General features: G+C 67.8%; 20 protein-coding genes. 6 read left to right on the top strand and 14 right to left on the bottom strand.

From position 1 onward, the window contains the following. Positions 1 to 8: 8 nt before the first annotated feature. On the top strand, positions 9 to 578 hold the full coding sequence (locus tag BM198_RS06395; protein ID WP_197939512.1) for a hypothetical protein: 570 nt from the start codon (positions 9 to 11) through the stop codon (positions 576 to 578). Positions 579 to 640: 62 nt separating this feature from the next. Here BM198_RS06395 and BM198_RS06400 read toward each other — a convergent pair whose 3' ends face one another. The 10 genes from BM198_RS06400 to BM198_RS06445 all read right to left on the bottom strand — a co-directional run bounded on the left by BM198_RS06400 (position 641) and on the right by BM198_RS06445 (position 15,928). Then, positions 641 to 2,470 (bottom strand): long-chain-acyl-CoA synthetase, encoded by a 1,830-nt coding sequence (locus tag BM198_RS06400; RefSeq protein WP_074968665.1) that lies wholly within the window; start codon positions 2,468 to 2,470, stop codon positions 641 to 643. 184 nt (positions 2,471 to 2,654) lie between these two features. After that, complete coding sequence (locus BM198_RS30100; RefSeq protein WP_244165678.1) at positions 2,655 to 3,638, bottom strand: autotransporter outer membrane beta-barrel domain-containing protein; 984 nt, start codon at positions 3,636 to 3,638, stop codon at positions 2,655 to 2,657. 998 nt (positions 3,639 to 4,636) lie between these two features. Continuing rightward, positions 4,637 to 6,304: an autotransporter family protein gene (locus tag BM198_RS06410; protein WP_074968669.1), complete on the bottom strand. Its 1,668-nt coding sequence runs from the start codon at positions 6,302 to 6,304 to the stop codon at positions 4,637 to 4,639. Between the two features lie 114 nt (positions 6,305 to 6,418). Beyond that, positions 6,419 to 7,243: an SDR family oxidoreductase gene (locus BM198_RS06415; RefSeq protein ID WP_074968671.1), complete on the bottom strand. Its 825-nt coding sequence runs from the start codon at positions 7,241 to 7,243 to the stop codon at positions 6,419 to 6,421. Between the two features lie 73 nt (positions 7,244 to 7,316). Then, positions 7,317 to 9,302 (bottom strand): acetyl/propionyl/methylcrotonyl-CoA carboxylase subunit alpha, encoded by a 1,986-nt coding sequence (locus BM198_RS06420; RefSeq protein WP_074968673.1) that lies wholly within the window; start codon positions 9,300 to 9,302, stop codon positions 7,317 to 7,319. A 299-nt stretch (positions 9,303 to 9,601) separates the two neighbouring features. Further along, complete coding sequence (gene atuE / locus BM198_RS06425; protein WP_074968675.1) at positions 9,602 to 10,396, bottom strand: isohexenylglutaconyl-CoA hydratase; 795 nt, start codon at positions 10,394 to 10,396, stop codon at positions 9,602 to 9,604. 13 nt (positions 10,397 to 10,409) lie between these two features. Then, complete coding sequence (gene atuD / locus BM198_RS06430; protein ID WP_074968678.1) at positions 10,410 to 11,570, bottom strand: citronellyl-CoA dehydrogenase; 1,161 nt, start codon at positions 11,568 to 11,570, stop codon at positions 10,410 to 10,412. A gap of 58 nt (positions 11,571 to 11,628) precedes the next feature. After that, positions 11,629 to 13,245 carry a geranyl-CoA carboxylase subunit beta gene (gene atuC, locus BM198_RS06435; RefSeq protein WP_074968680.1) on the bottom strand — a complete coding sequence of 539 codons (1,617 nt, stop codon included), beginning with the start codon at positions 13,243 to 13,245 and terminating at the stop codon, positions 11,629 to 11,631. 3 nt (positions 13,246 to 13,248) lie between these two features. Next, positions 13,249 to 14,118, bottom strand: a complete 870-nt coding sequence (locus BM198_RS06440; protein WP_074968682.1) for an SDR family oxidoreductase — start codon at positions 14,116 to 14,118, stop codon at positions 13,249 to 13,251. A 22-nt stretch (positions 14,119 to 14,140) separates the two neighbouring features. Further along, complete coding sequence (locus BM198_RS06445; RefSeq protein WP_074968684.1) at positions 14,141 to 15,928, bottom strand: acyclic terpene utilization AtuA family protein; 1,788 nt, start codon at positions 15,926 to 15,928, stop codon at positions 14,141 to 14,143. A 207-nt stretch (positions 15,929 to 16,135) separates the two neighbouring features. Between BM198_RS06445 and BM198_RS06450 the strand changes: the two genes are divergently transcribed. From BM198_RS06450 to BM198_RS06460, 3 genes are read left to right on the top strand one after another with little or no spacing between them, the layout of a single operon-like run. Then, positions 16,136 to 16,759 (top strand): TetR/AcrR family transcriptional regulator, encoded by a 624-nt coding sequence (locus BM198_RS06450; protein ID WP_044405217.1) that lies wholly within the window; start codon positions 16,136 to 16,138, stop codon positions 16,757 to 16,759. A 56-nt stretch (positions 16,760 to 16,815) separates the two neighbouring features. Continuing rightward, the gene (locus tag BM198_RS06455; protein ID WP_074968686.1) at positions 16,816 to 17,613 is read left to right on the top strand and encodes a substrate-binding periplasmic protein; all 798 of its coding nucleotides are present in this window, start codon (positions 16,816 to 16,818) and stop codon (positions 17,611 to 17,613) included. Between the two features lie 22 nt (positions 17,614 to 17,635). Further along, the gene (locus BM198_RS06460; protein ID WP_082078198.1) at positions 17,636 to 18,487 is read left to right on the top strand and encodes a substrate-binding periplasmic protein; all 852 of its coding nucleotides are present in this window, start codon (positions 17,636 to 17,638) and stop codon (positions 18,485 to 18,487) included. Here the strand turns inward: BM198_RS06460 and BM198_RS06465 are convergent. From BM198_RS06465 to BM198_RS06475, 3 genes are all read right to left on the bottom strand, one after another. Then, positions 18,438 to 19,196 (bottom strand): CPBP family intramembrane glutamic endopeptidase, encoded by a 759-nt coding sequence (locus BM198_RS06465; RefSeq protein WP_074968688.1) that lies wholly within the window; start codon positions 19,194 to 19,196, stop codon positions 18,438 to 18,440. The genes BM198_RS06460 and BM198_RS06465 overlap by 50 nt on opposite strands. Positions 19,197 to 19,299: 103 nt before the next feature. After that, positions 19,300 to 19,467: a DUF2897 family protein gene (locus BM198_RS06470; protein WP_069561667.1), complete on the bottom strand. Its 168-nt coding sequence runs from the start codon at positions 19,465 to 19,467 to the stop codon at positions 19,300 to 19,302. 73 nt (positions 19,468 to 19,540) lie between these two features. Beyond that, a complete protein-coding gene (locus BM198_RS06475; protein ID WP_074968690.1) occupies positions 19,541 to 20,452 on the bottom strand; it encodes a LysR family transcriptional regulator in 912 nt (303 codons plus the stop codon). A gap of 66 nt (positions 20,453 to 20,518) precedes the next feature. Between BM198_RS06475 and BM198_RS06480 the strand changes: the two genes are divergently transcribed. Together BM198_RS06480 and BM198_RS06485 are read left to right on the top strand one after the other, a co-directional pair. Next, positions 20,519 to 21,133, top strand: coding sequence for a LysE family translocator (locus BM198_RS06480; RefSeq protein WP_074968692.1), 615 nt, complete (start codon positions 20,519 to 20,521; stop codon positions 21,131 to 21,133). A 247-nt stretch (positions 21,134 to 21,380) separates the two neighbouring features. Next, positions 21,381 to 21,905 carry a hypothetical protein gene (locus BM198_RS06485; protein ID WP_074968694.1) on the top strand — a complete coding sequence of 175 codons (525 nt, stop codon included), beginning with the start codon at positions 21,381 to 21,383 and terminating at the stop codon, positions 21,903 to 21,905. A gap of 136 nt (positions 21,906 to 22,041) precedes the next feature. On the opposite strand, the gene BM198_RS06490 is transcribed toward BM198_RS06485, so the two are convergent. Beyond that, positions 22,042 to 22,647, bottom strand: coding sequence for an SMI1/KNR4 family protein (locus BM198_RS06490; RefSeq protein WP_074968696.1), 606 nt, complete (start codon positions 22,645 to 22,647; stop codon positions 22,042 to 22,044). Between the last annotated feature and the right edge of the window lie 64 nt (positions 22,648 to 22,711).

Below are 22,711 nucleotides of genomic sequence, written 5' to 3' on the forward strand. Positions count from 1 at the left end.
GCCGCTCCATGACCCGAATCCTGCTGCCTGCCCTGTTCCTTGGCTTCTGCGCATCGACCCTGGCCAGCCCGGCCCCGGTGGCCCCCCGGGTGGACGCCTGGCCTGGCCTGGTGGCCATGCCCGCCGTGAGCCCCGGCAACGCCTGCGCAGAGGCCTCTACGCAAGCCAAGCCGAAACCCAAGCCGACCGCCACCAAGGCCGAGACCGCCAAACCCAAACCCAAGCCGGCACCGACCAAGGCCGAGACCACCAAGCCGAAGCCCAAACCCAAGCCCGCCACCCCCAAGCCAAAACCGAAGCCCACGCCCGCCAAGCCCAAGCCGTCCAAGGTGGAGCAGGTCAAGCTGCGCGAGCCTAAGCTCGACTTGAGCCTGCCCAAGCACCTGGTGGACGAACTGGAACCGCGGGTGAAGCAGGAGCAGCACGTCGAGCAGCCACTGCTGCCGCCGATGTTCGTGGAGAAGCCGCCGGAGCAGAGCCCCTACCAGCTCAACGGCAAGCTCATCACCAACCAGCGGGAAGAAGACTACTTGCGCTCCGTGGAGGGCGCCGAGCTGCAGATCGAGTTCAAGCAGTAGCCTGGCTGGCGCTCATGGCGGGGAGGTCACGGGGTGAGCCGGGCTCACCCCGTGGAACAGCCTCAGAAGCGGTACTCGCCGCTCTGGATCGCTGCATGCAGGTCGGTGTCCAGGGGGCGGAAGGCCGGTTCCCCCGGTAGCCGCACATAGAGCGGCTCGTTGACCTGGGTGGGGTCGAAGCCAGCCTTCTTCAGGTCGGTCTTCTTGTACTTGAAGGTGCCGGTGGTCTCGATCTCGTCCAGCAGCCGCAGGAACAGCGGGGCGGCATAGGGCGGCAGCTCGCGGTCCAGGTGCTCGGCCACGGCGGCGGCGTCCAGGTCCGCGTCGGGGCTCAGGCGCAGTGCCGCCATGCCGCAGCGGCCGTTGGTGCCGGGAATCTCCACGCCGTAGACCACCGCATCCTCCACCCCGTCGAACACCCCCAGCACGCTTTCCACCTCGGTGGTGGAGACGTTCTCGCCCTTCCAGCGGAAGGTGTCGCCCAGGCGGTCGACGAACTGCGCGTGCTTGCAGCCGATGTCGCGCATCAGGTCGCCGGTGTTGAACCAGGCATCGCCCTTCTTGAACACGTTGCGCAGGATCACCGCCTCGCTCTTGGCCGGGTCGGTGTAGCCGTCGAAGGGCCACTTCTCGCTGATCTCGCTGATCAGCAGGCCCGGCTCGCCCTTGTCCACCTTGGTCAGGAAGCCCTTGTGGTCGCGCACCGGGCAGTCGTTCTCCAGGTCGTAGCGGACGATGGCGTAGGTGGCCGGGGAGAAGCCCACGGTGTTGTCGAAGTTGAAGACGTTGGTGAAGCCGATGTTGCCTTCGCTGGAGGCATAGAACTCGGTGACGCGCTGGATGCCGAAGCGGGTCTTGAACTCGTCCCAGATGGCCGGGCGCAGGCCGTTGCCGATCATGCTGGTGAGGGTGTTGTCCTTCTCCTCGGGGCAGGGCGGCTGGTTCAGCAGGTAGCGGCACAGCTCGCCGATGTAGCCGAAGCAGGTGGCCTGGTAGCGCGCCACGTCCTTCCAGAAGTTGCTGGCGGAAAACTTGCGGCGCAGGGCGATGGCCGCGCCACCGGCCAGCACCGAGGCCCAGCTCACGGTGACGGCGTTGTTGTGGTAGCAGGGCAGCGTCAGGTAGAAGACGTCGCGGTCGGTGAGCCCCAGCCCCGAGTGGCCGAAGCCGCCGTAGGCCTTGATCCACTTGCCGTGGCTGAGGATCGAGGCCTTCGGCAGGCCGGTGGTGCCGGAGGTGTAGATGTAGAAGCAGGCGTCCTTCAGGCGGACCCGCCCGGTGTCCGCCGGGTTCTCCGCACCGTGCTCGCCGGCCAGGCGCATCAGGTTGGTCCAGCCGCGCGGGGCCTGTCCGGCGTCGCGGCGGGTGTCCAGGTCGTCGGCCACCCAGTAGCGTCGGGCGCCGGCGGTCTCCAGTTCCGGTTCCACCTCTTCGAAGGCGCTGCGCAGCTCTTCGCCGACCACATGGTGGCCGGCCTTCACCAGGTTGAGGCTGTGGGCGAGGACCTTGCCGCGCTGGGTGGTGTTGACCAGTGCGCCGATGCCGCCCAGCTTGGCCACTGCCGCCAGCACCGCGAGGATCTCGATGCGGTTCTCCAGCATGATCGCCACCACCTTTCCAGGGCCCACGCCCTCGGACTTGAGCGCGTGGGCGATGCGGTTGGCCCAGGCGTTGAACTCGGCGTAGGTCAGGCTGCGCGTCTCGTCCATCACCGCCGGCCGCTGCGGATAGCGCGCCGCCGCCCGCTCCAGGGCCCAGCCCAGGGAGAGCGTCTTGTCGCGGTTGCGGATCCCGGTGAAGTAGAGGCCCAGCAACATGCGGGGCACGCGGTTGAGGTTCGCCGGCAGGCGGGCGAGGAAGCGGAACGGGGAGATCAGGTCGGCCTGGGTCATGGTTCTCGCACTTCAGTCTTGTTGTTCTGACCACCTTCGCGGGGTGGGAATAGGCGCCACCGGCGAATCTAGACGCGTTTCCGGCGCATGCACTTGGCCCGCGCGCGGAGGAGGGCGGTCAGTTCGGCAAATAACGGAGTGTTTGTGGTGCGGGACTTTGGGCGGACTGATTATCCAGCAGGGGTCAGAACAGCCACTTGGCCTGCACCTGCCCGGAAAAGCCGTTGCGAGCGGTCGCGTTGTAGCTGCCCAGGCTGAGGCTCACGCTGCTGCCGTCGCCACGCAGCAAGGCCAGGGACAGGTCCAGCTGGTAGCTGTCGCGGGGCAGGCGCTGGCCCGGCGTGGAGAAGGCGTTTCCACCGCCGATGAAGCGGGCGTTGGTGTCCAGGGCGTTGCCGATCAGCTCGTGGCGCCAGGTCATCTGCACGGCCGGCTGCAGGTGGGTGCCACCGGAGAGCGGCAGGTCCATGCCCAGGCGTGCGCCAACGCGGCTGGCCAGGCGGTCCTGGCGCTCGCCATCGACGTCCAGGCCCAGGGCGCCGGCATGGCGTTCCTTGTAGCTGTCCAGGTGCAGTTGGCTCCACTCCAGGCCGGCCAGCGGCGTCAGGGTCGCCTGGCGGGTCAGTTGCAGCGGCAGTCCGGCTTCCAGCAGGGCGCTGTATTGCTGGCCGTCGAAGCGACCTTCGGCGGTGCCGCCGAGGACGGTGTCGCGACGGGTCTCGAAGCGCTGCTGGGCGTAGCCGAGCATACCGTCCAGGTACCAGGCACCGAAGTCGCGGCTGGCGTAGGCGCTGAGCTGGTAGGTGTCGATGTCGCTGCCGTCACCCTTGCGCTCGCCCTGCTGGTTGAGGTTGACCGTGCCGTAGCTGAAGGCGGCCCCGGCAACCCAATCCTCGTTGAGGCGGGTATCCAGGCCCAGGGTCATGCCCTGGGTGTGGCTGTCGTAGCCGCTGTAGCCGGCGTGGCTGCGCTGGTCGAGGCGGCCACCGAAGGCCTGGATCCAGAAGCCCTGCGCCGGGGCACGGGCGGCCTTTCCGGCAGCGTCGGCATTGCTGGCCAGCCACTGGCTGGCGTCGCTGTCCATCAGGCCCAGCGCCAGCGCGCTGTCATCCTGGGCACGCAGACCATGGAGGCGGCCGGAGAGGCTGTGCCAGATGCTGTTGCGCATGAATTGCAAGACAAGCTCGTGAGCGGAGTTACTCTGAGGCGCCAGGTGGGTCAGGGTTTCGCGCTGGGCTTCGGGTGTCATCCCATCCAGTAGCCGGATGGACCGCTGCAGAGCGCCTGGCTCACCCCGCAGGGTATCCAGTTGATTCGCTATGGACTGCGCAGGGCTGCTTGCAATGCTTCTGAGTTGGCGTGCGGGTTGCCCCGCTACGTTGACTGCGGATCCGCCGATGACAAAAAAGCTCAAGGGCAGAATGATCGGAACACTATCGTCGTAGGTCGTGATGACGACGTAGTAGTGGGTACCTGCTTCCAACTGAGCGTTCAACTGAGGGCAGTAAGGGTTGCCCGAGGTGCTGCAGGCCGTGGAGACCTCGTTGCCATCGTCATCCTGACCGATCAGGTTGGCAGTCGGGTCGGATGGATCGAAGGTGCCCCGGTAGAAGTACATGTAGGGGTCTTCGAAGGCTGAGGCGTCCATTCCGACGGTGTAGATCCCGTCCGTGTTGGGTGTGAAGAACTGGAATACGTATTGGAACGACACATTTGGGCCCGTATCGGGGCGTTTGTATGTGCCGATGGTTGCCGTGTCCAAAGTAAAGGTGGTTGTGGCGGGGTAAGCGTGTAGGGGAAGTGTCAGCCCCACTAGCACCGATAACAGGCCCGTAGTGGTTTCCAGCCTGCGAGATTTAGAAGCATTTTGGGCAGGCTGCATGGCTCCTCCGGGTCCAGTCTTGGCAGGTGTAACTGCAGCCTAGACTTGGATGGGGAGTGCAGGCCTGCTAAAGGCTTTCTGGTCAATATTTATGTTCTCTTTTATCTGTAAGACTTTCCTTTCATGTTGCGGGGGAGTTGATCATTGCCCATGTGCTGCGGCTTTTGCTGCCCGGTGATGACGAGCAGACAGCGCAGATGTCCGCCTACAGCGATGCTCTGACAGTACTCGGCTTGGTCTGGAACGGCGGCGGAATGACTCCGCCGCCGGGTTTCAGGAGCTGATCAGAACAGCCACTTGGCCTGCAGTTGGCCGGCGAAGCCGCTGCGGGCGGTCGCCGTGTCACCACTCAGGCCCAGGCTCACGCTGCTGCCGTCGGCACGCAGCATGGCCAGGGACAGGTCCAGCTGGTAGCTGTCGCGGGGCAGGCGCTGGCCCGGTGTGGAGAAGGCGTTGCCGCCGCCGATGAAGCGGGCGTTGGTGTCCAGGGCGTTGCCGATCAGCTCGTGGCGCCAGGTCATCTGCACGGCCGGCTGCAGGTGGGTGCCACCGGAGAGCGGCAGGTCCATGCCCAGGCGTGCGCCAACGCGGCTGGCCAGGCGGTCCTGGCGCTCGCCATCTACGTCCAGGCCCAGGGCGCCGGCATGGCGCTCCTTGTAGCTGTCCAGGTGCAGTTGGCTCCACTCCAGGCCGGCCAGCGGCGTCAGGGTTGCCTGGCTGGTCAGCCGCAGCGGCAGACCGGCTTCCAGCAGGGCGCTGTATTGCTGGCCGTCGAAGCGACCTTCGGCGGTGCCGCCGAGGACGGTGTCGCGGCGGGTCTCGAAGCGTTGCTGGGCGTAGCCGAGCATACCGTCCAGGTACCAGGCGCCGAAGTCGCGGCTGGCGTAGGCGCTGAGCTGGTAGGTGTCGATGTCGCTGCCGTCACCCTTGCGCTCGCCTTGCTGGTTGAGGTTGACCGTGCCGTAGCTGAAGGCGGCACCGGCAACCCACGCGTCGTTGAGGCGGGTGTCCAGGCCCAGGGTCATGCCCTGGGTGTGGCTGTCGTAGCCGCTGTAGCCGGCGTGGCTGCGCTGATCGAGGCGGCCACCGAAGGCCTGGATCCAGAAACCCTGTGCCGGGGCACGGGCGGCCTTGCCGGCAGCGTCGGCATTGCTGGCCAGCCACTGGCTGGCGTCGCTGTCCACCAGCCCCAGGGCCAGCGCGCTGTCATCCTGGGCACGCAGACCATGGAGGCGGCCGGAGAGGCTGTTCCAGACGCTGTGCTGCACGGATTGCAAGGCGAGCTCATGGGCGACGTTGCTCTGCGGGGCGATGCGCGCCAGGGTCGCGCGCTTGGCCTCGGGGGTCATGGCATCCAGCAGGCGGATGGTGTCCTGCAGCGCACCTGCCTGGCCGCGCAGAGCGTCCAGTTGGGCGGCAGCCCCTACCGACGGTGTGCCGGAGAAGGGCACCAGGGCCGTGCCGCTGGATTCGCCACCGACGTCCACCGCCATATCACCAGTGACGAAGAAGCTCAGCGGCAGGACGATCGGGACGCCGCCGTTATAGGTGGTGATCACCAGGTAGTAGTCGACACCTGCTTCCAGGTCCATCGTCAACTGAGGGCAGTGAAAGGCCCCTGAGGTATTGCAGGCCGTGGACACCCTGTTGCCGTCGTCGTCTTGGCCTATCAGGTTGGCGGCCGGGTCGTTCGGGTCGAAGCTGCCCCGGTAGAAGTACATGTACGGGTCGTTGAACGCCGATGCGTCCATGCCGAAGGTGTAGCTGCCGGTCGTGGACGGGGTGAAGTACTGGTACACGTACTGGAAATTGCTGCCACTGGAACCGGCCCGGCTGTAGGTGCCGATGGTGGCGTTGTCCAGGGTGAAGCTGGTGGTCACGGCCGCCTGGGCCAGCGGGGTGAAGGCGAAGCCCAGCAGGAAGGGCAGCAAGCGTGGGGAAATGCGTGTCATGAGGCCATCCGGATTGATCCGGCGCCGGGGTGGCGCCGGTTGCAAAGCGAGATGGCACTTTAGTGTCACGTTGGCGCGCAGAACTGAGCGTTTCTGAGCGCCGGGTCAGGAAGGTCAGTCGACGAACAGGTCCGGGATGAGGCTGCCGCCCTCGGGGTCGAAGCGGTAGTGCTCGAACTCGGTCTGGCCCTGTTCGCGGAGGATCTCCTCGTCCACCAGCAGGCGCCCGGTGATGCGGCGGTCTTCGCTGGAGAGGATGGCGTGGGCGGCGTCGGCCATGATCGCCGGGGTGCGGGCGCGCTTGAAGGCGTCGCGGCTGCCCAGTTCGAACTCGATGGCGGCGGTGGCGATCATGGTCTTCGGCCACAGCGAGTTGACGCTGACGCCGTAGCGCTTGAACTCCTCGCTCATGCCCAGGGTGAGCATGCTCATGCCGTACTTGGTGACAGTGTAAGGACCGTGCTGGGTGAACCACTTGGCGTCGAGGTTCAGCGGCGGGGACAGGTTGAGGATGTGGCCGTTGCCGCTCTGCTTGAGGTAGGGCAGGGCGGCCTGGCTGCAGACCATCACCGCGCGGGTGTTGATCTGGTACATCAGGTCGAAGCGCTTGGGTTCCAGGCGCTCGACGCCCACCAGCTTGATGGCGCCGGCGTTGTTGACCAGGGCATCGATGCCGCCGAAGTGCTCGGCCGCCTGGGCCAGGGCATCGCGTACGGCGGCTTCGTCGCGCACGTCCAGTTGCAGGGGCAGGGCCCGGCCGCCGGCCGCTTCCACTTCCGCGGCGACGCTGTGGATGGTGCCTTCCAGCTTGGGATGGGGCTCGGCGCTCTTGGCGGCGATGACGATGTTGGCGCCATCGGCGGCGGCCCGCAGGGCGATCTCGCGGCCGATGCCACGGCTGGCACCGGTGATGAACAGGGTCTTGCCGGAAAGGGACATGGGGGTGCTCCTGTTGGTGTTGTCGGGTTCCTGGCTACTCAACCTAGTCGAGTGGCGCGGTTCGAGCGGTTGTTCAGTCGGCGGCTTCGACCTCCACCAGCACCTGGCGGCTCTTCACCTGGTCGCCGGCGCTGACCTGCACGCGGCGGACGGTGCCGTCCATCCCGGCCTTGAGGGGGTGCTCCATCTTCATGGCCTCCAGCACCACCAGCAGTTGGCCCTTGGTGACCGGGGTGCCTTCTTCCACCAGCACGTCGACGATGGCGCCGTCCATGGGCGCCTTGACAGTGCCGGAGGCGGCGCCGACCTGGCCGCCGGCGGGTTCGTGGGTGACGTCCTGCAGTTCGATGCTGCCCTGGTGGCCCTTGAGCCACAGGCGCTCGCCGTCGTGGTGGTAGGCGAGGCGGCGGCGGATGCCGTCCAGCTCCAGGGTGGCCCAGCGGCCGTCGCAGGTCAGCAGGCTTACGGCGACGGACTGCCCGGCGGCCTGGACCTGCAACTGCGGTTGCGGGCCGCTGACGCGGACGTCCAGCAGGACTTCGTGCTTCTGCTCGCCCTGGCGCAGCACCAGGCGCCAGGGCGCGCTGCCGGCGCTGCGCCAGCCGGCGAGGCCGGCCTGGTGGGCACGGGATTCGGCGGAGGCCTGGTAGAGCAGGGTGGCTGCGGCGGCCAGCTCCACGGCCGGCAGCGGCTGCGGGGCCAGGCTCGGGTCGGCGGCGAAGTGTTCGCCGATGAAGGCGGTGGTGGCGTGGCCGGCGGCGAATTCGGGGTGGGCCAGCAGGTTGGCGAGGAACCGCTGGTTGCCCTTGACCCCCAGCAGCACGCAGTCCTCCACGGCACGGATCAGCTTGCGCCGGGCCTCGTCACGGGTGGCGCCCCAGGCGATCACCTTGGCCAGCATGGGGTCGTAGAAGGGCGTCACCGGCTGGCCTTCCACCAGGCCGTGGTCGATGCGCACGCCGGCGCCGCTGGCGGGTTCCCAGCGCAGCACGTCGCCGGTCTGCGGCAGGAAGCCGGCGGCCGGGTCCTCGGCGTAGAGGCGGACTTCCATGGCGTGGCCGTCGAGGCGGATGTCGTCCTGGGCCAGCGGCAGGGCTTCGCCGGCGGCGACGCGGATCTGCCAGGCCACCAGGTCGAGCCCAGTGACCAGTTCGGTGACCGGGTGCTCCACCTGCAGGCGGGTGTTCATTTCCAGGAAGTAGAAGCGGCCTTCGGCGTCCAGCAGGAACTCCACGGTGCCGGCGCCCAGGTAGTTCACCGAGGCGGCCGCCTTGACGGCCGCTTCGCCCATGGCCTGGCGCAGGGACGGCGTCATCACCGGGCAGGGGGCTTCTTCCACCACCTTCTGGTGGCGGCGCTGCACCGAGCAGTCGCGTTCGCCCAGGTAGAGGATGTGGCCGTGGCGGTCGCCGAATACCTGGATCTCCACATGGCGCGGCTGGATCACCGCGCGTTCGAGGATCAGCTCGCCGCTGCCGAAGGCGTTCTGCGCTTCCGAGCGCGCGGTGCGGATCTGCGCCGCCAGCTCGCTCGCCTCGTGCACCAGGCGCATGCCACGGCCGCCACCGCCGGCGCTGGCCTTGATCATCAGCGGGTAGCCGATGCGCTCGGCCTCGTGGGCGAGGGTGGCGTCGTCCTGATCGGCGCCTTCGTAGCCGGGGATGCAGGGCACGCCGGCTTCGAGCATGGCGATCTTCGACAGGCGCTTGCTGCCCATCAGGCGGATGGCCTCCACGGTGGGGCCGATGAAGGTGATGCCGGCGGCCTCGCAGGCCTGGGCGAAGGCGGCGTTCTCGGAGAGGAAGCCGTAGCCCGGGTGCACCGCATCCGCGCCGGTGCGCCGCGCGGCGTCGAGGATGGCCTCGACGCACAGGTAGGACTGGCCCACCGGTGCCGGGCCGATGCACACGGCTTCGTCGGCCAGCTGCACATGGCGCGCGTCGCGGTCGGCCTCGCTGTACACGGCCACGGTGCGGTAGCCCAGGTCGTGGGCGGTGCGCATCACCCGACAGGCGATCTCGCCCCGGTTGGCGATCAGGATCTTGTTGAATGCGGGCATCTTCGTGCTCCTGCTGGGGGACCGGAGGGCGTCCGGGATCCGGGCTGTTTGCGTTCGGTGTTGCCGGCGGATCGGGTTGGGGTGATCCGCCTGTTGTGTTCGGTGTAGTGGTGGATGTGAAGAGCGACATCCACCCTACGGGTGCCTCGGTGTTGCGTGGGGATCGGGTTGGGGTGATCCGCCTGTGGTGTTCGGTGTTGCGGTGGATGTGGAGAGCGATATCCACCCTACGGGTGCTTCGGTGTTGCGTGGGGATCGGGCGTAGGGTGGATCGCGCTCTATCGATCCACCGCCTGGGCTCACTGGGCCCAGGTCGGTTTGCGTTTCTGCACGAAGGCCAGGGTTCCCTCGGTGCCTTCGGCGCCGGTGACGGATTCGGCGAACCAGGCGGCGGCGTCGTCCAGCAGCGGGCCCAGCTCGCGTTCCTCGGTGGCCAGCAGCAGCGCCTTGGTACGGGCGTTGGCGCCGGGGGCGCAGCGGCGCACCTGGTCGAGGGTGTCGGCCAGGCGCTGGTCCAGGGCCGCTGCGTCGGCCTCGGCGCTGTGCACCAAGTCCAGGCGCAGGGCCTCGCGGCCGTCGAAGCGGGCGGCGGTGAGGGCCAGGCGGCGGGCCTGGGTGAGGCCGATGCGCTTGACCACGAAGGGCGCGATCTGTGCCGGGAGGATGCCGAGGCTGGTCTCCGGCAGGCCGAACTGGGCGCTTTCGGCGGCCAGGGCGATGTCGGACACGCAGGCCAGGCCGAAGCCGCCGCCGAGCACCGCGCCTTCCAGCACGGCGATCACCACCTGCGGCTGGGCCTGGGCCTCTTCCAGCAGGCGGCCGAAGGCGCGGTTCAGGCGCTGGTAGGCCTCACCGCCGGTGGCGCGGGCGCTGGCCATGTCCTTGATGTCGCCGCCGGCGCAGAAGTGCCCGCCGGCCCCGCGCAGCACCAGGGCACGCACCTCGGGCGCCTGTCGCGCGGCGGCGAGCACCGCGCGCAGCTCTTCCACCATGGCCAGGCTCATGGCGTTGCGGCTCTCCGGGCGGTTGAGGGTGATGTGCAGCACGCCGTCAGCGGGCTCCAGCAGCAGGGTCTCGGTGTTCGGCAGTTCCATGGTCACCCCCGTCTCAGTCTTTCTTCTTGCCCGGCAGGATGCCCATCAGCTTGCAGATGATGCCGAGCATGATCTCGTCGGCACCGCCGCCGATGGACACCAGGCGGGTGTCGCGGTAGGCGCGGGAAATGTGGTTGTCCCACATGAAGCCCATGCCGCCCCAGTACTGCAGGCAGGCATCGGTGACCTCGCGGCCCAGGCGCCCGGCCTTGAGCTTGGCCATGGAGGCGAGGCGGGTGACGTCCTTGCCCTTCACGTACATTTCGGTGGCCTGGTAGACCAGGGCGCGCAGGCATTCCACCTCGGTCATCAGCTCGGCCATGCGGAAGTGGATGACCTGGTTGTCGATCAGCGCGTTGCCGAAGGTCTTGCGTTCCTTGCAGTAGTCGATGGTGGCGTCGATGCAGTGCTCCAGGCCCTTGATCATGTTGGCCGCGCCGAACAGGCGCTCTTCCTGGAACTGCAGCATCTGCATCATGAAGCCGGCGCCTTCGTGGCCGATGCGGTTGCGCTGCGGCACGCGGACGTTGTCGAAGAACACCTGGGCGGTCTCGGAGCTGCGCATGCCGAGCTTGTCCAGGTGCGGGCTGAGGGTGATGCCGGGGGTGTTCATCGGCACCATGATCAGCGACTTGTTGACGTGGGGCTTGTCGTCGGAGGTGTTGGCCAGCAGGCAGATGAAGTCGGCGGACGGGGAGTTGGTGATCCACATCTTGCTGCCGTTGATCACGTAGTCGTCGCCGTCCTTGCGGGCGTTGGTCTTGAGCCCGGCGACGTCGGAGCCGGCACCCACCTCGGAGACGCCGATGCAGCCGACCATTTCGCCGGCGATGGCCGGGCGCAGGAACTCTTCGCGCAGCTCGTCGGAGCCGAAGCGCGCCAGGGCCGGGGTGCACATGTCGGTCTGCACGCCGATGGACATGGGGATGCCGCCGCAATGGATGGTGCCGAACTCTTCGGCGGCGACGATGGAGTAGCTGTAGTCCAGGCCCATGCCACCGAATTTCTCCGGCTTGGAGATGCCCAGCAGGCCCAGCTCACCGGCCTTCTTGAAGATGTCGTGAATGGGGAAGCGGCCGTCCTTCTCCCACTGGTCGACGTGGGGGTTGATCTCCTTGTCGACGAAGTTGCGGACGGTACGGCGGAGTTCTTCGTGTTCCTGGGTGAAGATCATTGTTGTTGTTCTCCGTGAGTAAGCCGTTGGGGGTGCGCCAGGCGCACCGTGAGGGTTCTCAGAAGCGAGCCACGCCGAAGCGGTTGGTCTTCAGTGGCCGGGCCTCGGCCTCGGCGCAGATGTCCAGCAGGTAGCCCAGCAGCTTGCGGCTGTCGCGGGGGTCGATCAGGCCGTCGTCCCACAGGCTTGCGGTGCCGTAGAGCGCGGTGGACTGGCTGTCGAGCTTCTGCGCGGTCATCTGTTCCAGCATGTCGAGCATCTTCGGGTCGGCTTCCTTGCCCTCCTTGGCGTGTTTCTCCTCGGTGACGATGCGCAGCACCTTGCCGGCCTGGGCGCCGCCCATCACGGCGGTGCGGCTGTTGGGCCAGGCGAAGATGAAGCGCGGGTCCAGCCCACGGCCGCACATGGCGTAGTTGCCGGCGCCGTAGGAGCCGCCCACCACCAGGGTGAGCTTGGGCACACTGGCGTTGGCCACGGCCTGGATCATCTTCGAGCCGTGCTTGATCACCCCCAGCTGCTCCGACTCGGTGCCCACCATGAAGCCGGTGGTGTTGTGCAGGAACAGCAGCGGAGTGTTGCTCTGCTCGCAGAGCTGGATGAACTGCGCGGCCTTGGCGGCGCCGCGCGGGGTGATCGGGCCGTTGTTGCCGATCAGCCCGCAGGGGCGGCCCTCGATGCGCAGGTGGCCGCAGACGGTCTGGCTGTCGAACTCGTTCTTGAAGTCGAGGAATTCGGAGCCGTCGGCGATCCGGGCGATGATCTCGCGCACGTCGTAGGGCTTCTTCGGGTCCGCCGGCACCACGCCCAGCAACTCGTCGGTGCTGTACAGCGGCTCACGCCAGGTGGGCTTCACCGGGGCCGGCAACTGGGCGTTCCAGGGCAGCATGGCGAGCACCTCGCGGGCGATGCGCAGGGCGTCGGCGTCGTTCTCGGCCAGGTATTCGGCGGTGCCGGCCACCTGGGCGTGCATCTCGGCGCCACCGAGTTCTTCATCGGTGGCCACTTCGCCGGTGGCGGCCTTGAGCAGGGGCGGGCCGGCGAGGAACATCTTGGCCTTGCCGCGCACCACGATGACGTAGTCCGACAGGCCCGGCTGGTAGGCCCCGCCGGCGGTGCTGGAGCCATGCACCACGGTGACCTGGGGAATGCCCATGGCGGAGATGCGCGCCTGGTTGGCGAAGCCGCGCGCGCCTTCGACGAAGATCTCCGCCGCATAGTTGAGGTTGGCGCCGCCGCTCTCGGTGAGGGCCACCATGGGCAGCTTGTTCTCCACGGCGATCTGCTGCAGGCGCAGGGTCTTCTTCAGGCCGGTGGGGGAGATGGTGCCGCCCTTGATGGCGCTGTTGCTGGCGCTGATCAGGCAGCGCACCCCGGCGATGTAGCCGATGCCGGCGATGATGCCGCCGCCGGCCTGGGTGCCGTCCTTGTCGTCGTGCAGCTTGTAGCCGGCCAGGGAGCACAGCTCCAGGAAGGGGCTGCCCGGGTCCAGCAGGAGGTTGAGGCGTTCGCGGGGCAGCAGCTGGCCGCGCTTCTCGAACTTGGGCTTGGCGTCCTGTGCCTTGTCCAGCACCTTCTGCTCCACCTCGCGGAAGCTCGCCACCGCGGCCAGCATGGCCTCGCGGTTGCGGGCGAAGTCGTCGCCGTGGACGTCGAGTTCGGATTGGATCACGGCCATGGCTTACTCCTCGTCCTTGAACACGGCGGGCAGATAGGCCCGGTGGAATCCGTTGTAGGACTCGCTGGCGCGGGCCTTGCCCAGGGTCCAGGCGCGGGTGCCCTGGCTGGCGGCGCCGTCGATGCGGATGGTGTTGCCGCTGATGAAATTGGCGCCGGGGGAGAGCAGGAAGACGATGGCGGCCGTCACCTCGGACTCGGTGCCGATGCGCTGCAGCGGGACGTGGTCCTTGAGGGAACGTATCATCGCTTTCATCGACTCCGGGTAGGTGTCCATGCCGCTGGAGGCGATCCAGCCCGGCGCCACGGCGTTGACTCGCACCCCGGCGTGGCCCCATTCGTAGGCGGCGGTCTTGGTGAAGTTCTCCATGCCGGCACGGGCGGCGCCGGAGTGGCCCATGCCGGGCATGCCGCCCCACATGTCGGCGAGCATGTTGACGATGCTGCCGCCGGTCTTGCTCATGCTCTGCAGGAAGACCTCCTTGGCCACCAGGAAGCCGCCCACCAGGTTGGTGCGCACCACGGTCTCGAAGCCCTTCTGGTTGATGCCGATGAGCGGCGCGGGGAACTGGCCGCCGGCGTTGTTGACCAGGTGGTGGATGGGGCCGCGCTCGGCCACCACGGCCTTGACCATGGCCTTGACCGCTTCTTCGTCGCGGATGTCGCAGGCCTGCCAGCTGGCGCTGCCGCCGTCTTCGATGATCTCGCCGGCGGTGGCTTCGAGTTTTTCCGCCTTGCGCCCCACCAGCACCACGTGGGCGCCCAGGTGGGCCAGTTCGTGGGCCACGCAGCGGCCGATGCCGCTGCCGCCGCCGGTGACCAGGATGGTCTGGCCGGCGAACAGGCCGGGCCGGAATACGGAGTCGTAGCTCATTGTTGTTGTCGTCCTCGTCGCGCTACAGGGTCTCGGCCAGTGCGCGCGGCACCGGTACGGGGAATTCAAGCAGTTGCTGGGCGAAGGCCTTGCCCTGCGGGTCGATGCGCAGGCTGGCGACGCCGCCGCCGCCCAGGGCGTTCTCCAGCAGGAAGTTGAGGCTGTGGGTGCCGGGCAGGTACCAGCGCTGCACGCGGCCGGTCTGCGGGTCGAGCACGTGGGCCATCCAGTCCACCACGGCCTCTGGCGTCAGCGCCTCGGCGATCCACGGCAGGAACTCGGGCCGGCGCGCCATGACGCCGATGTTGCTGTGGTTGCCCTTGTCGCCGGAGCGGGCCACGGCGAGCCTGATCAGCGGCACGCTGGCGTCGGCCTCGCCGACCGGGCGTGGCGGGTGCAGGTCTTCGGCCAGGGCCGTCGGGTCGGCGCTGCCGGCCTCGGGCAGGGCCACCGGGTGGCGCTCGCCGTCCAGCTCCACCTCCAGGCTGCAGGCGCTCTTGTCCACCAGGAAGGAGAACAGGCGGATCACCGGGTACACCGTGGGGCGGCCGCCGACGATGCCGGTCAGGCCGGGGGCCATGCCGGTGGCGGCCTGGGCGATCTCGCGGGAGAAGAGGATCAGCGCCTCCTTCTTGCAGTGGCGCACGGCGAGCTTGATCACCACTTCGCGGCTGTCCTGCCGTTGGCCGTGGGGCCCATAGGTGGCCTCGCTGCCGAGCAGTTCGATGTTCACCTCGCGGTAGGGGCCCCAGCCCCGCGCGGCGAAGATTTCCTCGGTCTTGGCGATGATGGCGCGGCTCACCCGCTCGGCCTTCTTCACCGCGTCGATGCCGGCGATCAGGCAGCTGGCGGTGCAGCGGAAACCGTCGGGGTAGGTGGCGCTGACCTTGTAGCGGTCGGTGGGCGCCAGGCCCCGGGCGCCGGAGACGCGCACACGGTCGGTGCCGGCGGCCTCCAGGCGCACCTGGGTGAAGTCGCAGATCACGTCGGGCAGCAGGTAGGCGCGCGGGTCGCCGATCTCGTAGAGCATCTGCTCGCCGACGGTGAAGGGCGTCACCAGGCCGCCGGAACCTTCCGGCTTGGTCACGCAGAACTGGCCGTCGGCCTCCACTTCGACGATGGGGAAGCCGATGTGCTCGTAGTCGGGCACCTGTTCCCAGTCGGTGAAGTTGCCGCCGGTGCACTGGGCGCCGCATTCGATGATGTGGCCGGCGAGGGCGGCCTGGGCCAGGCGGTCGTGGTCGTCCCAGCGCCATTTGAATTCGTGGACCAGGGCGGCGCTGACCACGGCGCTGTCCACCACCCGGCCGGTGATGACGATGTCGGCACCGGCCTCCAGCGCCGCGACGATGCCGGGGGCGCCCAGGTAGGCGTTGACGGAGACGCACATGGGCGGCAGCGGGGCGTCGGTGAACATCTCGCGGACGCCGGCCTTGGCCAGCTCGCCCAGGCGCGGTTGCAGGTTGTCGCCGTGCAGTACGGCGATCTTCAGCGCCACGCCGGCTTTCTCGCAGGCCGCGGAGAGCGCGGCGGCGCAGGCCACCGGGTTGACCCCGCCGGCGTTGCTGATCACGCGGATGCGCTTGTCGGCGATCTGCGGCAGCAGCGGTGCCAGCACCTCGACGAAGTCGGTGGCATAGCCTTCGTCTGGCTTCTTCATGCGTGCCCCGGCGAGGATCGACATGGTGATCTCCGCCAGGTAGTCGAACACCAGGTAGTCCAGCTGCGCGCCGTTCACCAACTGGGCGGCGGCGGTGGAGGTGTCGCCCCAGAATGCGGAGGCGCAACCGATGCGTACGGCTCTGGTCATTGTTATGGCCCGTATCACTCGAGAAGGTGGGGCGACATTACCAAGCAAGCGCTTGGTTGAAAAGTGGAGGGTGGCAGTTTTTTGCCCAAGCGCTTGCTTGGGCGCCGGGCGGGGAATAGATTTCGCGAATCAAGACAGAGACTTGCGCTCCATTCTTAAGTTGGATGGGCAAGCGCCGTGCGAACGAGGTAGTGGCGAGCGATGAGCCTGGACAACCCAAAAGCCCAAGACGTGATGCGTGAACTGGTGGAAAGCGGGCAGATCACCGACCCGGAGAGCCCCCGCGGCAAATTGCTGCAGACCGCCGCCCACCTGTTCCGCAGCAAGGGCTACGAGCGCACCACCGTGCGCGACCTGGCCAGTGCCGTGGGCATCCAGTCGGGCAGCATCTTTCACCACTTCAAGAGCAAGGACGAGATCCTCCGCTCGGTGATGGAGGAGACCATCCTCTACAACACCGCGCTGATGAAGGCCGCCCTGGCCGAGGCCGACAGCCTGCGCGAGCGGGTGCTGGCGCTGATCCGCTGCGAGCTGCAGTCGATCATGGGCGGCACAGGCGAGGCCATGGCCGTGCTGGTGTACGAGTGGCGTTCGCTCTCGGAGGAGGGGCAGCGCTACATCCTCGAACTGCGCGATGCCTATGAGCAGTTCTGGCTGGAGGTGCTGGGCGAGGCCCGTGCCCAGGGCTATGTCCAGGGCGACCCGTTCATCCTGCGGCGCTTCCTCACCGGCGCGCTGTCCTGGACCACCACCTGGTTCCGCCCCGAGGGTCCCATGAGCCTCGATCAGCTCTGCGAAGAGGCTCTGGCGCTGGTGCTCAAGGACGGCTGAGCCGGCATGAACTAGTCTTCCCCGGGAGCCGTTCCACCTCTTTCTCCGGGGCCAAGATGTCGGGTGTCTGGTCTATCACGTCACGGTTGTTCCTGCTGTCGCTCTGCCTCCTGGCAGGGAGCGCCTGGGCCGCGCTGCCCCGCGAGATTCTCATCGGCGCCTACAACTTCCCGCCCTACATGGTGCACCCCGAGCGGGATACCGGCAGCGGCCTGACGGTGGAGCTGGTGGCGCTGTTCAACCAGGTGCAGAAGCGCTTCCACTTCAGCATCGTGCCCACCTCTTCCGCGCGCCGTTACCGCGACCTGCAGACCGGCCGCTTTGATCTCATCCTCTTCGAGGACCCCCACTGGGGCTGGGAGGGCGCGCGCTACACCCTTATCGACATGGGCATCGACGATGCCGAGGTCTACGTGGCCCGCGCCGAGCCCGAACGGGGCGAGGACTATTTCGACACCCTGCTCGGCAAGCGCCTGGTGCTCTATGCCGGCTATCACTACGGCTTCGCCGGCTACGACGCCGATCCGCTCATGCTGCAGAAACGCTTCCAGGCCACGCTCACCTATTCCCACGACAGCAACCTGCTCATGGTTTTGCATGATCGTGCCGATATAGCCGTGGTCACCCGGTCCTACCTCGAGCAGATGCTCCAGCGGGACCCCGAACTGCGCGGCAAACTGCTTGTTTCCCGTCGGTTCGATCAGGAATACCATCTCAACGCCATGCTCAGACCCAACGCCCCCATCGAGCCCCAGGACTTCGAGGGGCTGTTGCAGCGGTTGCAGGCGGATGAGTCTTACCAACGGCTGCTGGAGCGATACCAGCTGCCGTTCAAGAAGAACGACCGAGATTAAGAACGGCGCATACGGGGAAAACATGGCTTTTGCACGCGTTCGGCGGAAGGACGGCCGACAACGGATTGGGGGACGCAAGGGACTGCTGGCCGCTCTGGCCCTGTTCGCTTCGCTGGAGCCGGCGCTCGCCGCCGAGGTGGTCAAGGTGGGCGGCGCCCACTTCCCGCCCTATGTGATCAAGCCGGAATCGGAAGCGGCCACCGGCCTGCTGCCCGAACTGCTGGAGGCCCTCAACCAGGCCCAGGCGGACTACCGTTTCGTCATGCTGCCCACGGCCATCCCGCGGCGCTTCCGCGACTTCCAGAGCGGGCGCATCGACATGGCGGTGTTCGAGAACCCCGGCTGGGGCTGGCAGGACATCGAGGCGGCGCGCATCGACATGGGCCTGGAGGACGCCGAAGTCTTCGTCGCCCACAAGCGCGACAGCCGTGGGCAGGACTACTTCCGCAGCCTGGATGGCAAGCGCCTGGCCCTCTACAGCGGCTACCACTACGGCTTCGCCGGGTTCGATGCCGACCCGGAATACCTCATGCGCGAATTCAACGCGATGCTGACCTACTCCCACGACAGCAACCTGCTGATGGTGCTGCGAGACCGCGCCGACATCGCCCTGGTGACGCGCTCGTACCTGGGCATGTACCTGGAGCGCAACCCGGACGTGGCGGGGCAGTTCCTCGTCTCCGACCGGGTCGACCAGTACTACCGCCACTACGCCTTGTTGCGGCCGGGGGCGCCCATCACCCCCGAGCGCTTCGCGCGCCTGCTGGAGACGCTGCGGGCCGATGGCAGCCTGGAGCGCATCTTCGGCCGCTACCGCATCCGCGTCAGCCCAGCTTCAGTGGATAACTCAGCAGCAGGACGTGGCAGAGATTGACCCCCAGGTGCAGGGCCACCGCCGGCCCCAGCCGACCCGAGAAGTGGAACGCCAGGCCGTAGCCCAGGCCCGCCACCGTCGCCACCACGGCGAACAGCGTGCTGAAGGGCAGGTGCACCGCACCGAACAGCAGCGTCGCCAGCAGCAGCCCCGCCCAGGGACCCAGGCGCGCCGCCAGGGTGCGCTGCAGCAGCGCGCGGAACACCAGCTCCTCCGCCAGCACCGTCACCAGCAGGTTCACCGCCAGCCATAGCGCCATGTGTTCCGGCCACTTCGGCACCCAGCCCACCAGCCCCAGGGCCAGCGCCAGTACCGGCACGGCCACCAGCGTCGCCAGCATCACCGTCAGGGTCGCGCTCCGGCGCGCCGCCGGCACCGGGTCCGGGCGGCCCAGCCACCAGGCCAGCAGGCTCATGCCCACCAGCGCCTTGTCCCAGTTCACCCGCAAGGCGTAGGGCGGCGCGTCCGAGCTCCAGGGCGTCGGCTCGGTCAGGGAGAGGTAGGCGAAGCCCGGCACCAGGTGCGCGGCCAGGGCCACGCTGGCCAACAGCGTCACCGGCAGCCACAGCCAGTTGGGCAGGCGTTTTGCCGCCAGCACCCAGCCGGCATAGGCCACGCCGAGTGCCAGGCCGAGCGGGCTGATGTGGCCGGTGGCATGGCCCAGGGCCAGGGTGAGCAGGGGAAGCAGGATTTGTAGATGGATAGGCATGGCACCTCCTGAGAAATCAGGTGGCGCACTTTAAGGCCATCTCGCCATCAGGTGTTGGCGGATGTGCGGGAAGCCGGCCCGTGGCCGGCTTCCGTGCCGGCTCTCAGCGATCTTCCGCGTCCTTGGCGTCGGCTTCCGCGTTGCGCTGGCGGATGCGCGCCAGCTGCTCCTCGGTCAGCGGAACCTTCTTCGCGGTGTCACGCAGCATCATCAGGCCGCCGACGATGGAGCCAAGGGCCAGCGCCAGGATCAGCCAGGCATACCAGGGCATGTCGATCTCCTTTGTGGATGGGGCATGTGGGGTTGGATGCTACGGCGCGCATGCCGTTCCGTCATTCGTTGCATCAGGCCTGCTCCCGCAGCCACGCCAGCAGCGCGGCCGGCAGGCTGCCGGGCGGCGGCGGGGCCTCGCTCAGCAGGCAATAGCGCGAGCCATCGGCCACGAACCCCAGCGGCGCCACCAGCGCGCCGCTCGCCAGGTCGTCGCGCACCAGGTGCCACGGGCCGATGGCCACCCCCAGCCCGGCCACCGCCGCCTGCAGGCTGAAGTAGAAGTGCTCGAACACCTGCCCGCCCGGCAGGCCCGGAGCGCGACCGGCCGCCGCGCTCCAGTCCGCCCAGGCTGCTGGTCGGGTGCGGGTGTGCAGCCGGGGCGCATCCGGGCGCAGGTCGTCGGCCTCGAACCACTGGGTGGCCCGCTCCGGCCGGCACACCGGCCCCACCTGCTCCTCGAACAATGGCTCCACGTGCCAGTGCGGCGGGTGCGGGAAATCCTCGCTGCGGATCGCCAGGTCGATGCCGGCCTGGAAGGAGAAGGCCCCGCCGCCGGCCACCAGGTGGATCACCCAGTCCGGGTGGCGCGCCTGGAAGTCCGGCCAGCGCGGGATCAGCCAGCGCATCAGCAGCGTCGGCTCGCACGACACCACCCATTGCCGCTCCCGGCGTGCCTTGGTCCGCAAGCCCTGGGCAGCCTGTTGCATCAGTGCCAGTCCGTCGTGCACCGCGCGAGCCAGGGTGCGGCCGTCCTCGGTGAGGAAGACGCGGCGGTTGCGCCGTTCGAACAGCGCCACGCCGAGGTCGTCTTCCAGCAGCCGAACCGCCCGGCTCACCGCGCCATGGGTCAGGTGCAGCGCCTCCGCCGCGCGGGTGAAGTTCTCCAGGCGGGCTGCGGCCTCGAAGCAGCGCAGCGCCATCAGCGAGGGCAGGCGGGAATCGCTGGATGGTGAGCCAGGCTCACCGGAATGGTCAGAAAGCATCGTTGGTCAGGCCCCTGGTTGGCTTCCTATGATCGGCACCTCTATCGAACTGCCAGAGGATACGCCATGGCTGAACTGTTAGCCGTAATCACCATCACCCTGCTCGCGGTGATCAGCCCCGGGCCGGACTTCGCCCTCGTCTCACGCAACAGCCTGTTGCGCTCCCGCCGCGCCGGCGCCCTGACGGCGCTGGGCATCGGGCTGGGTGTGCTGGTGCATGTCAGCTACACCCTGGTGGGTGTTGGCGTGCTCATCCAGCAGTCGCTCTGGCTGTTCGATGCCATCCGCCTGGCCGGTGCCGGCTACCTGATCCTGCTGGGGGTGAAGATGCTGCGCAGCCAGCCCGCCGGCACCCAGGCCGAGGCGCCCGAAGCACCGCTGAGCGACGCAGCGGCCCTGCGCATGGGCTTCTTCACCAACGTGCTCAACCCCAAGACCACGGTCTTCATCGTCAGCCTGTTCCTGCAGGTGGTGCGCCCGGACACGCCCCTGGCGATGCAGGTGGGCTATGGCGCCTTCATCGCCAGCGCCCACGTCGCCTGGTTCGGCCTGGTGGCGCTGTGCTTCTCCTCCGGCGCCGTGCGCCAGCGCTTGCTGGCGGTGCGGCACTGGGTGGACCGCAGCTTCGGCGCGTTGCTGGTGGGCTTCGGTTGCTGGCTGGCGTTGTTCCGCAGGGGGTGAAGGTCGCCGCCAGTCCACAGCCAGTCACGGGGCTTTGCCACCTGCCGAACTCTTTTCAGTGGTGTGCGCCTGAGCGGGTGGTTTCTTCCTGAGGCGCTTTCATCAGTTTTGGACGATACGGTTGCGGCTGCTTGGCCTTGTACAGCGCTTGCCAGAGACGCCTCGCCGCAAAGGTGCTCCTGTGCTGTCTTGTCTGCCCGGTGAGGGCTGGGATAGGTTGCGAGCCTGTCCACAACGGGGCAACGCCATGCGCAAACCTTCAAGACACATGCACGACATGCCACACGCACCGGCACGGTTACCGCTCGGCTTGGTTCTGTTGCTGCTGTGCCTGCTTGTTGGCCTGGTCTGGAGCATCGTGCAGCAGCCTGCGCTGCTGTGGGTTGTGGCCGGCACGGCTGTGCTGGTGAAGTACTTGAGCTGGCGAGAGCAGCGACGTTTAGCGAGGCTGGCTGCGCAGCGCCAGGGGCAGTCCATATGCCAGTTCGCTCGCGCCTTCCCTCGGTGGCAGGTGGACACCTGGGTGATCCGCGCCGTGTACGAGTCGCTACACAGCTATCTCGGCGGAGGCTTGCCGATCCGTGCCGATGATCGCTTCGAGGAGGATCTGAACCTGGACGACGAGGATCTGGAGTTCGAGCTGCTGGAGGATATGGCCCGACTAAGTGGCCGGTCTCTGGCGGGCGTTGAGAACAACCCCTTCTACGGCAAGGTTCTGCACGTGCGTGACCTGGTGCTGCTGCTTGATCATCAACCGCGCAGCCTCTCCTGAGTGCCTCACTAGGCGTGCAGCCTGACGACAGGCCCAGGTAAGCCCTCGCTGGTTCAGCGCGCAGGGCTGGCCACTCCTTGTCGTGCGGAGCGCCTGGGCCGCGCGCATCCTGGCACAGCTGGCGCTGTTCCCTGGGTCAGCCGAAGGCTTCCAGCCCCTCGCGCACCTCGTCCAGCGCCTGGCCGAGCAGGGCCTCCAGTGATTGGCCGGGCAGGCCCGACTCCAGCAGCCCGAGCAGGCCACGTCGGGCTTCGGCGAAACGGTCCTGGTGGTAGTGCAGGCGGCCGAACCCGCCGGCCCGGTCGAAGAACAGGAAGTGCGCGCCTTCCAGCATGTCGTCGCCCATGAACCAGCCAAAGCCGATGAAACGCTGGTCCAGCGCTTGCAGCTGGGCCGCATCGAAGTGCATGCCGGCGTCCAGCTCCGGACGGTCGCCACCCCAGAAGGCCCGCATCAGTGACACCAGCCCGGCGCCACTGCCCTGGTCTTCCAGCCAGTCCACCAGCTCGCCCGGAGCGGGCAGCCAGAAGCAGTGGTTGTCGTCCTGGGTGTTGTTCTTCAGGCTGCCGAAGTGGCGGTAGAAGGCCACCAGCTCCGCCGGCAGCGGCATCCCGGCCAGGGCCTGGAAGCGTTCGATGTCCGCCGCCGGCGCGGGGCCGTCGCAGGCCAGCTCATCGTCTTCGCCGTGCAGGTCCTGGAAGGTCTGGTTGTAGGCGTCGATGCCGTTTTGCAGGGTGTCCATGCTCGAATCCGCTCGGTGGGGGCAAAGGCAGCACCCTAGCCGAACGGCCACCGGTGCATACCGC

This window comes from Metapseudomonas otitidis, from assembly GCF_900111835.1.
Lineage (GTDB): Bacteria > Pseudomonadota > Gammaproteobacteria > Pseudomonadales > Pseudomonadaceae > Metapseudomonas > Metapseudomonas otitidis.